Here is a 13530-nt window from a genome sequence, read left to right as displayed (position 1 = left end):
GTAAGGTCAAGCAGAAAGCTGAATCCTTAAACAACGGATTCAGCTTCAAATGGAAGAGTTTCAACTGGCAAAGCAGCTTTTTTGCTGCTTGTGAAATGCCAGGCAACAGTGATGGAAATGGTCACCGCCAGCATGCTCAAGCCGAGGATGAAAGGGAACACCAGGTTGATATCGTATAGCATCCCTGCAGAAATCGGGCCGATGACATTTCCGATTCCCATGAACGAAGTGCTGAGCCCCATGGCAAAGCCGACTTCGCCTTTGGCCAATTTCGAAATCAGGATATTGAGCACCGGGCGAAGAATCGACATCGCCATGAAAATGATCAATGTCACGACAAAGAACATGGCGTACGTTCCGGCAACAAGGGCCAAAAGGAAACCAGCCGATGCGACGACTAAAAAGGCGATTAAAACCTGCACTTCGCCAAAACGCCGGATCAGCCGTTCGACAGCAAAAAGCTGTGTCAGGACACTCACGCCTTGGATGGCGATGCACATGATGGCAATATCCTGCACGCTGGCATTGAATTCATCATTGAGCACTAAACCGAAAATCGATTCATAAGCGATCAATCCGAAACTCATGACAAACGTGATGACCAGCGGAATAAAATAAGGCATTTTGGCAGAGCGGGCAAATTTCTTGGACAACGATTCTTCATCACCAAGATTCCGGACATTGGCCTGGCCGGTTCTTGCCGGGTCGCTTTCTTTCAAGAATGCAACGGAAAACACTGCCGCAGCGAGCGAGATGAAAGCGGACATCAGAAACGGCGCTTTTATGCTGAAGTCAGACATGAACAGCATGATGGCCGGTCCGGCGACAAGCCCCATTGACATGGAAGCTGTTACAAGACCGGTTCCTTTTGCGCGCTGTTCCGGCGTTGTGATATCTGCCGTATAGGCAAATACTGCGGGCAGCAGAAACGCGTCGCCAATGCCGCTGATCACGCGGGATGCATATAAGACCCATAACGTATCAGTCCAATAAAATAAAAAACCGCCGGCAGTGATCATCACCAAACCGATGATAATCATCTTGCGGCGGCCAAATTGATCTGTCCATTTGCCGCCAAGCGGGGCAAACAGAAGCTGTGCGCCGGCGAAGATGGCGATGATCATTCCTGAAGCCATCCCGCCTTGATTGATTGATTCCAGATAAGCGGGAATTACCGGACCGGTAATTCCGAAACTTGTTATAGTAATAAATATAGTAACCATTAAAATGGCGAGTTTTTTACGTTGGTTTGAAGACATTAAGTGGTGCCTCGTTTCAAGTGAAATTATTGTGCAAACGCTACTTGTTTTGACAACTTTCATATATTATGATGAATAACCCCCAAAGTCAATGAGTTTTTAACATAAATTTACTATGATTCCAAAGTAATTTATTATTTTGTAATATAAATATTCTTATAATTCACAAAGCCTGTTATAGAGCGATTTTCACTAATTTCAAGACAAAAAATTATTTAAATATCACTTTATTAAAAGGCAAATAAAACGCTTACAAGGGGCAAAACCATTGCTTGATTTGTTACAGGCATGTGAATAAATTGCGTGCAGAAAGCAGAAACGAAGAGCGGAGGTTTAGTAAGCGGTTAGCGGGTAAAGTATAATTGTATGTAGGCAAGGAAAACAATCAAGCCACGAAAGGTGACAGTGATGGAACAAACCATTGAACGGATTAAATCGACTCAATTGCAAGAACGAGTTATTGATGCGGATGTTGCAGCTTCTTGGATTCAAGACGGAATGACACTCGGACTCAGCGGGTTTACACGGGCGGGGGATGCCAAAGCGGTTCCTCTGGCGTTGATCAAACGAGCCGAAACTGAAAATTTTAAAGTGAATGTTTTTACCGGCGCTTCTTTAGGCTCGGATATCGATAAATTGTTCGCAGAAGCGGGCATTGTCAACAAACGCTTGCCGTTTCAGGCGGATCCCGTGATGCGCAGAAAAATAAACGAAGGCGACATGCTGTTTGTCGACCACCATTTGTCCCAGACAGCGGAATGGATAAAAGCCGGGGTCATTGAACCGATCGATTTTGCCATTATTGAAGCATTGTCGATAACGGAAGACGGATTGATCATTCCGACAACGTCAGTCGGCAACTCAGCCCTTTTTGTCCAGTATGCGAAAAACGTTATCGTGGAAATCAATACGGCCCAACCGGCATTGTTTGAAGGGATTCATGATATCTACGATACAGGCAAGCAAGGGGAGCGGCCTCCAATTCCACTGACGCGTGCGGATGACCGTATCGGAGTGCCCGGTATACCAGTAGATATGGAAAAAATCCGGGGTATCGTGTATACAGACCAAAAGGATTCACCTTCTACAATTATGCCATCAGATGAAGAAACAGAGATCATGGCGGGCCATCTGATCGAATTCCTGCGTTCGGAAGTTCGTGCAGGAAGACTGACGAATAAACTGGCGCCGCTGCAGTCGGGCATCGGCTCGGTTGCAAACTCGGTCCTGCAAGGTTTGATCGACTCGGAATTCGAAGATTTGGAAGTCTACTCGGAAGTGCTGCAGGACGCGGTATTCGATTTGATCGATGCGGGGAAAGTAAGAGTGGCTTCAAGTTCTTCCATTACCTTATCGCAGCAGAAAATGGAGCAAGTTTACAGTAACTTTGAAAAGTACCGCGATAAAATCACCTTGCGGCCGCAGGAGATTTCCAACCATCCGGAAGTCATCCGTCGACTCGGTCTGATTTCCATTAATACGGCATTGGAATTTGATATTTACGGCAACGTCAACTCGACGCATGTGTCGGGGACGAAAATGATGAATGGCATCGGCGGTTCCGGGGACTTTGCCCGCAACGCGCGCCTTTCCATTTTTGTGACGAAATCGATTGCCAAAGGCGGCAAGATTTCCAGTGTGGTTCCGTTTTCCACTCATATAGACCACACCGAACACGACGTCGATATTGTGGTGACCGAGCAAGGCTATGCAGACTTGCGCGGATTGGCTCCCCGTGAACGGGCAAGCTTGATCATTGAGAATTGTGTGCATCCGATGTACAAAGAGAAAATGCGCGCATATTATGCAGAAGCGCTGACACGTGGAGGCCAGACGCCGCATGTACTGGAAAAAGCTTTTTCATGGCATGAGAAGTTGGCCCAGACCGGCACAATGCTTTAATATTTCCTGGAAACCGGACAGCCGCCCCAATAGGGCGGCTGTTTTCATTTGGAGCGGAAGCCGCTCTGTTATAATTGATAGAGGGAAAGAAAACAGGAGGTCCGTTATGGATAAGTTTACATATGGAGCGCTGCTCGATGTCATCGGAGAGTTATTCTCAGATGAAATTTCGATTGCGGTATCCAATACGAAAGAATACATTTATTACCGGCCAAGCAAGCGGATTGATTTGAAAATCCAGGAAGGCGATCCGGTAAAAGAAGGAACCATTGCCTTTAAGGCACTAGCCACCCGGCAGAAAGCCTCTGAATTTATTGATAAAGAGATTTTCGGCGTACCGTACCACGGCATGGCGGTGCCGTTCGAACAAGACGGGGAAGTGCAGGGGTGCGTGATGGCGATTTATCCGGCGTTTACGGAAGGCAAGTCAGTGGTGACAGTGAAAAGTGCTGATGGCTGGAAGCCGATTCCGTTCGGCGACGTGAAATACCTGGAAGTGAAAGACCGCAAAACCCATGTGCATGCTGACGGCTTTTCCGGCACCAATAAAAACTCGCTTCAGGAATTCGAGTATTTGCTGCCCCGTGATTTGTTCATCCGCTGCCACCGGTCATTTATCGTAAATGTCCATCATATAAAAGAGATTTATCCGGACACGCATTCCACTTTTTTGCTGGCAATGAACGACGGAGCGCGCATCCCGGTCAGCCAATCGTACTCAAGTTATTTCCGGAAATTGCTCGGATTTTAAAAAATGCTGCTTCAGGTGCAGAATTTGCTGCTTTAGCCAACAACTGTGTTTTCCATTCCATATAACTCTAAACTCTCTCTAACTGCGATAGAATTATCTAAAAAGTTAGAGAGAGTGATAAAGTATGGAAAAGCAATTTGATCGGATCAAAGCCACCCAGCTGCAAGACCGTGTTGTGTCACCGGAAGAAGCAGCTTCATGGATCGGCAATGGCATGACTTTGGGGCTCAGTGGATTTACACGTGCGGGAGACGTGAAAGCGGTTCCTTTCGCATTAGTAAAACGTGCGGAGACAGAGGAATTTAAAGTGAATGTCTTTACCGGAGCATCGTTAGGTTCCGACATCGATCGATTGTTCGCAGAAGCGGGCATCGTCAACAAACGCTTGCCGTTCCAGGCAGAACCGGCAATGCGCAAAAAAATCAACAATGGTGAAATGCTGTTTGTCGATCATCATTTATCGCATACAGCAGAATGGATTCGCGCTAACGTAATTGAAGCTATTGACTTTGCAGTCGTGGAAGCGCTTTCGATAACCGAAGATGGAATGATCATCCCGACGACGTCTGTCGGCAACTCGGCAATCTTCGCAAAACATGCGAAAAACATTATCGTGGAGATCAATATGGCACAGCCTGAACTGTTTGAAGGAGTGCATGACATCTACGATACCGGCAAACAGGGAGAGCGCATGCCGATTCCGTTGACGAAAACGGATGACCGCATCGGCACGCCAGGCATTCCTGTGGATCTCGAGAAAATCCGAGGAATTGTCTTTACTGAGCAAAAAGATTCGCCTTCCACCATTGTACCGCCGGATGCGGAAACGAAAATCATGGCGGATCATTTGCTGGAATTCCTGCGTTCGGAAATCCGGGCAGGGCGGTTGACCGAAGAATTAGCGCCGCTGCAGTCCGGCATCGGTTCGGTTGCGAACGCTGTTTTGCATGGCATGGTCGATTCGGAGTTTGAAAATCTGGAAGTTTACTCGGAAGTGCTGCAGGACGCGGTATTCGATTTAATGGATGCAGGAAAAGTCAATTTTGCTTCATGCTGCTCGATCACATTATCGGAACCGAAAATGGAGCAGGTCTACAGTAACTTTGAGAAGTACCGCGATAAAATCATCATGCGGCCGCAGGAAATTTCCAACCATCCGGAAATCATCCGGCGCCTCGGTTTGATCTCGATCAATACGGCATTGGAATTCGATATTTATGGCAATGTCAACTCGACACATGTATCAGGGACGAAAATGATGAACGGCATCGGCGGCTCGGGCGACTTCGCGCGCAATGCCCGTCTCGCGGTCTTTGTGACGAAGTCCATTGCCAAAGAAGGAAAAATCTCCAGTGTCGTGCCTTTCGTCACCCATGTTGATCATACCGAGCATGATGTGGACGTTGTCGTAACAGAGCAGGGCTATGCGGATCTGCGTGGGCTGGCACCTCGTGAACGTGCAAATCTGATTATCGATAATTGCATGCACCCAATGTATAAAGAACAAATGCGGGCATATTATACAGAAGCCTTGGAACGCGGAGGCCAGACGCCGCATATACTGGAGAAAGCTTTCTCCTGGCATGCCGATCTGGCTCAGCAAGGCACGATGCTTCAGAAAAAAGAGCAATTGGTATAAAACACAAAAAACCAGCCGATCCGGATTTGCGGAAAGGCTGGTTTTTTTTGAAATGATCGGAAAGCATAAACACTTCAGTTTACATAAGAGTGGTAAATTGCGAATTTCCATGTTTAGCGTTCAACTTTTGGACACTTGCGCTTTTCTTGGTGTCCACGCTTCAGCGCCCAGCCCCTCGAGTCGCTTCGGCCATGCCGATAATGGCAAAGACCAGCCATTACAGGCACGGCTTCCAGCGCTTGTCGGGGCTGTACGGGCGCTTGCGCTTTTCTATTTCCCGCTGTACATTTCAGATGTGTTGCGTGTATACAATTCAATAATATTGCCGAATGGGTCCTCGGTGTAAACCAGATAATGAGGTTTGTCTTTTGAAGTTTTCCAGATTTTGCTGCGCTGTTTGCCACCATGCTGAACGATTCGTTCAATGGTCTCGACCAGGTTATCAACAATCAGGCAGATATGGAAAAATCCTTTATGAGGAAATGCTGTCTCACCTTTAAATTGAGGTTCCTGAAACTCGAATAATTCAATGCCGATCCCACCGAGGGACATCAAGTGCACATTGCGCATTTTCTTAACTTCAGGCCCTTGCAAATCTTGCGTCATATTGCCGGATTCATCGCTTTCGGCATCGAATTCAAACGGCCCCGCCAATACATAGTAACCAAAGACCTTGCCGTACCAGTCCACCGCTTTGTCCAGGTCGGGAACTGCCAGCCCGACATGCGTAATTTCGCCCATACAATCGCCTCCTTCATATACAGCTTTACCCACAACCGCTCCATTTAATCCGGAATTAAAGACAGATTTTTCTGTATAAACAAAAATAGTTGTTGTCAAGGAGGATTTTTAGTAATATAATAAGCAATTGTGAAATTCCGAAATGAGGGTACTAATAATGAAAAATTCCATCTATGGATTGACGATCGATCAATTAAAAGAATGGTTTTTAGAAAATGGACAGAAGAAGTACCGTGCTGAACAAGTATGGGACTGGTTATATATTAAACGCGTTACTGAATTTTCCCAGATGAATAATCTCAGCAAAGAAGTCATTCAGCTGCTGGAAAATAATTTTGCCATCCGTACACTTGAAGAAGCAGTTAAGCAGGAATCTGCTGACGGCACAATCAAATTCCTTTTCCGTCTTCAGGACGGCAACTTGATTGAAACCGTACTGATGCGCTTTAAATACGGAAACTCGGTCTGTGTAACTACGCAGGTCGGCTGTAACATCGGCTGCAGTTTCTGCGCAAGCGGACTTTTGAAAAAGAGCCGTGATTTAAACGCGGGTGAAATCGTCGAGCAGATCATGCAAGTTCAGGCGCATTTTGATGCACAGAAAAAAGACGAGCGCGTCAGCCACATCGTGGTCATGGGTATCGGCGAACCGTTCGATAACTACACGAATTTGATGGACTTCCTGACAGTCGTCAATTCACAAAAAGGATTGGCAATCGGAGCTCGCCACATCACCGTTTCTACAAGCGGAATCGTACCGAAAATCTACGATTATGCGGATGAAGGCTTGCAAGTCAACTTGGCCATCTCCATCCATGCACCAACAAACGAATTGCGTTCACGCATCATGAAAATCAACAAAGCATACCCGATCGAGAAGTTGATGGCGGCCATCGATTATTATTTGGAGAAATCCAATCGCCGCATCACGTTTGAGTATATTTTATTGCGTGATGTCAACGACCATGTGGAAGAAGCGAACCTTTTGGCGAAACTGCTTGAAGACAAGCGCCACTTGTCATACGTCAACTTGATTCCGTACAACTCGGTCAGCGAGCATGACCAGTATCAGCAAAGCACGCCGGAAGCAATCAGCGCTTTCTACGATGCTTTGAAGAAAAAAGGCATCAATTGCGGCGTCCGCCACGAGCAAGGCGCCGATATCGACGCAGCTTGCGGTCAATTGCGAAGCAAACAAATCAAAAAAGAGAAAACAGCGGCACTTTAATTCGGAGCAGGCTGTTAGAAAGGGCATCCTGCAAGAGGATGCCCTTTTTTTCGTGTCGATTTTTGTTGAACGCAAATAACAGCAGCCCGAACGCAAATAAAAAATTTTAAACGCAAATAAACTCTCCATGAACGCAAATAAAAATTTCTAAGCGCAAATAAGCTGGAACTTTCAGCAGTTCGCTTGCGAAATGCATAAATTCTGCACTTAACTCTCGGCGTGTTTTCTCCAATAAGACCTGAAAAACAAAAGAAGGAGGCTTTTCGCCGACGAAAAGCCTTTGATTAAGATAACCAAAGCAAGTTACGAAGAAAATGCGACAAACTTTTGCCTCAAAAAACAAAAACACTCTCTGCGAAACTTCGCAGAGAGTGTTTGATAATCTTCTTTATTTTCCTCCGGACTGGAGATTGATGCCTTGGATGAAGTATTTCTGGAAAATGAAGAAAATCATGATGACTGGCAGCAATACGAGCAGCGAGCCGGCCATCAGATAATTCCATTGGGTGCTAAGCTGTCCTTTGAAGACCTGCAAGCCGATTTGAAGCGTGTACAGGTTCTCATCGTTCAAGTACAGAAGCGGCCCGAGGAAGTCGTTCCAGGCGCCGTTAAACGAAAAGATGGCGACTGTAGCGATTGCCGGCTTAGTGAGCGGCAGCCCGATTTTCCACCAGATGTAGAAATGGTTGGCGCCTTCCATTTTTGCCGCTTCGATCAATTCGGTCGGAATCGTCATGTAAAACTGGCGCAGCAGGAAGATATTGAATGCGCTGCCGAAAAAGGCGGGCACGATCAGCGGGTAATAAGTATTGACCCAGCCAAGCTTAGCAAACAATACGTATTGCGGAATCAACGTAACAAATCCCGGAATCATCATGGTTGCCAGGACGATTGCAAACAGGATATTTTTTCCGCGGAACGGAATTTTAGCAAATCCGTAAGCGATAAATGAATTGGACAATACATTTCCGATGACCACAATGATCGTGATGGTTAATGTATTGATGGTATAGCGGGTGAAAGGTGCCGCTTCCCACGTCTTGATGTAGTTCGAGAACAGCCAGTTCTCCGGCCAGAACGACGGCGGGAAAGACATGACTTCCGCCATTGTTTTAAGGGATGTTGCAAACATCCACCAGAGCGGGGAAAGGATCAGCAGGCTCCCGATCGCCAGCAAAATGAAGTTGAAGATAACCAAAAGACTTTTACGGTTTCCTCTGTGTTCAAAAAAGCTGGGGTTTTCATTGGCATTATCAAGGCTCTTCAGATCCTCTGCATTATCCAAATAATCAAGATTATCCGTTGCTTTGGCCATCTACTTCTCCTCCCCTTCGTAATGTACCCAGCGGGGAGCGAGTTTCAGATTGATCATTGTCATGATGAATACAATTACAAACAGAATCCAGGACATCGCCATCGCGTACCCCATATTAAAGTTGGTGAATGCTTGTTTCCACATGTAAAGATTATAGAACAGCAACGAGTTTGCCGGTCCGCCTTCGCCGTTATTGGACATGACATAGGCTTCCTGGAAAATCTGGAATCCACCGATCAAACTTGTTACCACATCAAAGAAAATAACGGGCGTGATCATAGGGATCGTAATATGGAAAAACTTTTTCCATGTATTGGCTCCGTCAATTTCAGCCGCTTCGTAGAGTGATTTGGAGACACCCTGCATACTGGCTAAGTAAAGGAGCATAGATCCGCCGACACTCCATAATTTCATGAAGATCAAGGACGGTTTGGTCCAATCCGGATCAAACAGCCAGTTAGGGCCATCAATGCCAAACCAGCTTAACACCAGATTGACCATCCCGGTGCCCGGGTCCAGCAGCTGCATCCAAAGCATATAGACACCGACACCTGACAGGACAGCCGGCAAATAATAAAGTGTCCGGAAATAGCGGATGCCGGGAATGTCCTGGTTCAGCAGGGCCGACAGGAAAATAGCTCCAATTGTTGTCAGTGGCACAGAAAAAATGACGAAATACAAGGTGTTCCAAAGTGAGGTCCAAAAAAGACTGTCCTCTGTGAAGAGACCTTTATAGTTTTCTCCGCCGACAAAGTCCATCTGAGATGTAATATTATAATTTGTGAAACTTGCCACAAAGGAAAATACCAAAGGCCCCGCAGTGAAAGCCAGAAATCCGATAATCCACGGCAATACAAAAATATAGCCATAAATGCTCTCCTTGCGCCTCATGGTCATTCTTTTCTTCCCCAAATTGGCTCCTCCTTGCTTACTGGTTTTTCTTGATCAAATTTTCTACATCGGTCTGTGATTTTTCCAAAGCTTCTTTAGCCGTCATGGAACCGAGGAAGAATTCATCCATATTCGGATTGATCAAACTGCTGAAATCAGGTGCGATTACCGGCACTGGAGTCAATAAAGTCTGCTCCATGTTTTCGACGGCCATTTCGTAAACCATCGTTCCGTCTTCCGTGAATTCATCAGATTTTGCTGCCGATTCAGCCGCTTCAATATTTGCGACATTATCGAAGTTTTTCACTGCCCAATACTCTTGCGCTTCAACATCTGTTAAATATTTAATGAATTCCCATGCCGCTTCAGCGTTTTTAGATCCTTCAGGGATTTCAGCGACAAATCCGCCGCCCCAGCTTGTGTTGCCATTGCCTTCTTCATATTCCGGAAGTTCCACTACGCCGAAATTCAAATCAGGTGCATAATCACGGATTTGTGTGTAGAAAGTCGGTGTTTGGGCAATCATAGCCAAATCGCCAGTGAAGAAAGGGTGTCCTTGCTGGCTGTCAATCTGTGCTTGATAGGAGTTGACTACATCTTCGCCGTATCTGTCTTTCCATGTTTTAAGCCAGTTTAATACTTGTTCATTTTTAGGAGTATCAATTTCGAAATTGTTCTGCTCGTCAAAATAGTTCTGGCCGTTGGCGTTTAAGAGCCATACATCATAGCCGATGCCCCATAACGGATAGAAACCGACACGGTCATAGTCCTGTCCGGCTTTTTTATCCAATTTCTTTGCATATTCTTCGAGTTCTGCCCATGTTGTCGGCGGCTTTTCAGGATCCAGCCCTACTTCTTTGAAGGCGTCTTTGTTATAAAAAAGTACGCGTGTATCGGTATTGAAAGGAATTCCGTATGAATCACCTTCGTAAAGAGTTGCGTCCCAAAGCTCAGGGTAGAATCGTTTTGAAATATCGTCTTTTTCCAGGAACTGCGACAAGTTCATTGCCTGCTTTTGCTGTCCGCGAAGAGCAGTCGCATTGATATCGTTGATTACAACATCAGGCGGATCGCCAGCTGCAATCGCTGCAAGCTCTTTCGTCCAGATGTCACCGAACGGCAGGAAAGTGTGCTTCACTTCGATTTCATCTTGGGATTCGTTAAAGTCGGTGATGATTTGTTCAATAATCGGGCGGCGGATTTCAGATCCCCAGAAAGTCCAGAAATCGATGACGGTTTTGCCGTCTTCATTTACCGCTGCTTCATCATTGCTGCTGTTGCTTGTCTGGAATCCCGAACAGCCGCTGAGAAACAATGCTAGTGCAGCAATCAACATAATAAAAACTTTCAAATTCTTCATCTGCTTCACTCCTCTTTTGTATTGAATAAAATGAGTCCGTAAATATCTTCGACAGTCGAAGTAAAATACCCACATCCGCCTGAATTTCATCAGAACCAGGGCTGTTTCTCCTTGAAAAGAGTAGAACAAAATATTCCAGCTTCTCATGTCTAGTAGAAGTATATAACAACTTCTCCTTCTTTTCAAAGTGAAATCTAAATATACTGACAATGGGTATTTTTATCGAGTTTAAACCGTTGTAGATATGGGTAAGGCCTTAATAATTTGCATTTCTAATTTGTAATATACAGAAAACTGGTTATAATTAAGAGTAAAAAAGAATGGGGAGAGGCATGATGGCAGAAATTCTAATTAATAATTTGGGAAAAACGTATGATAACGGTGCTACCGCCGTAACTGATTTTAACCTCCACATCAAAAATGAAGAATTTATTGTCTTTGTCGGTCCCTCGGGCTGCGGAAAATCCACTACTTTGCGGATGATTGCAGGACTTGAAGAAATAACAGACGGTGAATTTTTCATCGATGGCAAACGGATGAACGATGTCCAGCCGAAAGAGCGGGATATTGCCATGGTGTTTCAGAACTATGCTTTATACCCCCATATGACCGTGTATGAAAACATGGCATTCGGATTAAAACTGCGCAAATTCAAAAAAGATGAAATTAAAAGACGGGTGAATGAAGCCGCTGCTATTTTGGGCCTGGAAGAGTACCTGGACCGGAAACCGAAAGCGCTGTCAGGCGGCCAGCGCCAGCGGGTTGCTCTTGGACGCGCGATTGTACGCGACGCCAAAGTATTCCTGATGGATGAGCCTTTATCCAACTTAGATGCAAAATTGCGTGTTCAGATGCGCGCTGAAATTGCAAAACTCCATCACCGCTTAAAAACGACAACCATTTACGTAACGCACGACCAGACAGAAGCGATGACGATGGCTACACGGATTGTCATCATGAAGAGCGGTGTCATCCAGCAGGTCGGCAGCCCGAAAGAAGTATATGATTTCCCGGCCAACCGCTTTGTCGGCGGCTTTATCGGTTCGCCTGCAATGAACTTCTTTGATGGCAAATTAGAGAAAGGTGCGTTTGTCATGGGAGATCGGGTCATCGACATTCCTTCAGAAACTTTGAGTATGTTAAAGAGCCAGGGCTATGACGGCTCGCCGGTTACACTTGGGATCCGGCCGGAGCATATCCACGTCAACAGCGAAGATCTGACGGGCATCAAACACAGCGACATCGATGCGGTCATCACCGTTTCGGAGCTGACAGGTGCGGAAACGATTATTTATGCCGTGTACGGCGACCAGGAATTTATTGCCCGTGTGGATGCCAATACGACGATTGAGCCGGGGCATACTGCGCGCTTGGCGTTCGATATGTCACGCGTTCACTTCTTTGATCCGACAAGCGGGGAACGAGTGAAACCTGAAAAATCAGAAAAACCGGTTGCGGTTTCGTAAATCTGTGTTAAAGTGATTTTGACAACTTGAATATTAAACACCACTAGGGGAGCCGGATATCGGCTGAGACGGGCATAAGCTCGGACCCTTTGAACCTGATCTGGATCATACCAGCGGAGGGAAGTGGCGGAACGCATGCTATTTCCTTTTTGACTGCATACGCCGCTTTCCTTTACTGGAAAGCGGCGTTTTTTATTTGTCGAAGAAAAGCGGAAGTGTTGGTTCGGCTTTGGTTTATTTTCTGGAGCGTCAGGTGCTAAAGCTTGAATCACCACGGAAAAGGAGATGGAGACATGACATTTTGTAAAGAAGTGCGGGTTGAATGCAATGATTTATGGCAGGCAAGTTTTGAACATCCGTTTGTGAAAGGTATTGCCGATGGCACGCTGCCGCTGGATATATTCCGGCATTACGTTATGCAGGATGCCTATTACCTGACCCATTTCGCCAAAGTCCAAGCGATTGGAGCAGTGAAAGCCACCGATCTGGAGACCACAAAACGCTTTGCCTTTCATTCGGAGCACACTTGTGCTGCCGAGTTGGCTTTGCACGAGTCGTTTATGGAGCTGCTCGGGGTCACGGCAGACGATTGGGCAGTTTTTGAACCTTCACCGAGTGCCTATGCTTACGTTTCCCATATGTACCGCTCGTCTGAAGGCGATTTGGCGGATGTCGTGGCATCAATTCTGCCTTGCTACTGGCTTTACTATGAAATCGGTGAACGGCTGAAAAAGGCCAAACCCGATCATCCGATTTATGACCGCTGGATCGCTACATACGGCTCGGAGGAATTCGGCGCTTTGGTTAAAGAGCAGATGGACCGGATGGACAAGCTTGCAGAAGGTTTGCCGGAAAAACGCCGTGCTGAACTGAAAGACCGTTTTCGCCGCAGCAGTTATTACGAATGGAATTTCTGGGAGCAGGCATGGGTGCGGGAATCGTGGACAGTCAAAACGTATGACCGGGCAGGTGTTTAAC

11 protein-coding genes and 1 riboswitch are annotated in these 13530 nt (G+C 46.2%); of the genes, 6 read left to right on the top strand and 5 right to left on the bottom strand.

Annotated features, from left to right (window positions below; all coding sequences use genetic code 11):
- Window positions 1–26 precede the first annotated feature (26 nt).
- On the bottom strand, window positions 27–1322 hold the full coding sequence (locus AC3AQ9_RS10435) for an MFS transporter (RefSeq protein ID WP_488307408.1): 1296 nt from the start codon (window positions 1320–1322) through the stop codon (window positions 27–29).
- 345 nt (window positions 1323–1667) lie between these two features.
- Here AC3AQ9_RS10435 and scpC (AC3AQ9_RS10430) point away from each other — a divergent pair, with 345 nt between their 5' ends.
- The 3 genes from scpC (AC3AQ9_RS10430) to scpC (AC3AQ9_RS10420) all read left to right on the top strand — a co-directional run bounded on the left by scpC (AC3AQ9_RS10430) (window position 1668) and on the right by scpC (AC3AQ9_RS10420) (window position 5551).
- Window positions 1668–3161, top strand: a complete 1494-nt coding sequence (scpC, locus tag AC3AQ9_RS10430; protein ID WP_488307407.1) for a succinyl-CoA:acetate CoA-transferase ScpC — start codon at window positions 1668–1670, stop codon at window positions 3159–3161.
- Between the two features lie 106 nt (window positions 3162–3267).
- Entirely contained in the window at window positions 3268–3912 is a 645-nt protein-coding gene (locus tag AC3AQ9_RS10425) for a LytTR family DNA-binding domain-containing protein (protein ID WP_488307406.1), read from the top strand.
- Window positions 3913–4036: 124 nt separating this feature from the next.
- The gene (gene scpC, locus AC3AQ9_RS10420; protein ID WP_488307405.1) at window positions 4037–5551 is read left to right on the top strand and encodes a succinyl-CoA:acetate CoA-transferase ScpC; all 1515 of its coding nucleotides are present in this window, start codon (window positions 4037–4039) and stop codon (window positions 5549–5551) included.
- A gap of 270 nt (window positions 5552–5821) precedes the next feature.
- Here scpC (AC3AQ9_RS10420) and AC3AQ9_RS10415 read toward each other — a convergent pair whose 3' ends face one another.
- Window positions 5822–6292: a VOC family protein gene (locus AC3AQ9_RS10415; protein WP_488307404.1), complete on the bottom strand. Its 471-nt coding sequence runs from the start codon at window positions 6290–6292 to the stop codon at window positions 5822–5824.
- Between the two features lie 157 nt (window positions 6293–6449).
- Between AC3AQ9_RS10415 and rlmN the strand changes: the two genes are divergently transcribed.
- On the top strand, window positions 6450–7520 hold the full coding sequence (rlmN, locus tag AC3AQ9_RS10410; protein ID WP_488307403.1) for a dual-specificity RNA methyltransferase RlmN: 1071 nt from the start codon (window positions 6450–6452) through the stop codon (window positions 7518–7520).
- Window positions 7521–7908: 388 nt separating this feature from the next.
- Here rlmN and AC3AQ9_RS10405 read toward each other — a convergent pair whose 3' ends face one another.
- The 3 genes from AC3AQ9_RS10405 to AC3AQ9_RS10395 are packed head-to-tail and all read right to left on the bottom strand — an operon-like array spanning window position 7909 to window position 11086.
- Window positions 7909–8835 carry a carbohydrate ABC transporter permease gene (locus tag AC3AQ9_RS10405; RefSeq protein ID WP_488307402.1) on the bottom strand — a complete coding sequence of 309 codons (927 nt, stop codon included), beginning with the start codon at window positions 8833–8835 and terminating at the stop codon, window positions 7909–7911.
- Complete coding sequence (locus AC3AQ9_RS10400; protein WP_488307401.1) at window positions 8836–9747, bottom strand: carbohydrate ABC transporter permease; 912 nt, start codon at window positions 9745–9747, stop codon at window positions 8836–8838.
- A 16-nt stretch (window positions 9748–9763) separates the two neighbouring features.
- Window positions 9764–11086: an ABC transporter substrate-binding protein gene (locus tag AC3AQ9_RS10395; protein WP_488307400.1), complete on the bottom strand. Its 1323-nt coding sequence runs from the start codon at window positions 11084–11086 to the stop codon at window positions 9764–9766.
- A 335-nt stretch (window positions 11087–11421) separates the two neighbouring features.
- Here AC3AQ9_RS10395 and AC3AQ9_RS10390 point away from each other — a divergent pair, with 335 nt between their 5' ends.
- Window positions 11422–12552 (top strand): ABC transporter ATP-binding protein, encoded by a 1131-nt coding sequence (locus tag AC3AQ9_RS10390; RefSeq protein WP_488307399.1) that lies wholly within the window; start codon window positions 11422–11424, stop codon window positions 12550–12552.
- Between the two features lie 35 nt (window positions 12553–12587).
- Window positions 12588–12691: riboswitch (TPP riboswitch) on the top strand.
- Window positions 12692–12845: 154 nt separating this feature from the next.
- A complete protein-coding gene (tenA, locus tag AC3AQ9_RS10385; RefSeq protein ID WP_488307398.1) occupies window positions 12846–13529 on the top strand; it encodes a thiaminase II in 684 nt (227 codons plus the stop codon).
- Window position 13530: the final 1 nt, after the last annotated feature.

This window comes from Planococcus sp. VCh962 (genome assembly GCF_057748275.1).
Note: the sequence above shows the minus strand (reverse complement) of the source record. Positions and strands in the feature narration are given on the sequence as shown.

Bases quoted from the DNA above. Each gene is read 5' to 3' on its own strand.
- AC3AQ9_RS10435 (WP_488307408.1), bottom strand. From the start codon at position 1,322: ATGAAAGTTGTCAAAACAAGTAGCGTTTGCACAATAATTTCACTTGAA.
- scpC (WP_488307407.1), top strand. From the start codon at position 1,668: ATGGAACAAACCATTGAACGGATTAAATCGACTCAATTGCAAGAACGA.
- AC3AQ9_RS10425 (WP_488307406.1), top strand. From the start codon at position 3,268: ATGGATAAGTTTACATATGGAGCGCTGCTCGATGTCATCGGAGAGTTA.
- scpC (WP_488307405.1), top strand. From the start codon at position 4,037: ATGGAAAAGCAATTTGATCGGATCAAAGCCACCCAGCTGCAAGACCGT.
- AC3AQ9_RS10415 (WP_488307404.1), bottom strand. From the start codon at position 6,292: ATGGGCGAAATTACGCATGTCGGGCTGGCAGTTCCCGACCTGGACAAA.
- rlmN (WP_488307403.1), top strand. From the start codon at position 6,450: ATGAAAAATTCCATCTATGGATTGACGATCGATCAATTAAAAGAATGG.
- AC3AQ9_RS10405 (WP_488307402.1), bottom strand. From the start codon at position 8,835: ATGGCCAAAGCAACGGATAATCTTGATTATTTGGATAATGCAGAGGAT.
- AC3AQ9_RS10395 (WP_488307400.1), bottom strand. From the start codon at position 11,086: ATGAAGAATTTGAAAGTTTTTATTATGTTGATTGCTGCACTAGCATTG.
- AC3AQ9_RS10390 (WP_488307399.1), top strand. From the start codon at position 11,422: ATGGCAGAAATTCTAATTAATAATTTGGGAAAAACGTATGATAACGGT.
- tenA (WP_488307398.1), top strand. From the start codon at position 12,846: ATGACATTTTGTAAAGAAGTGCGGGTTGAATGCAATGATTTATGGCAG.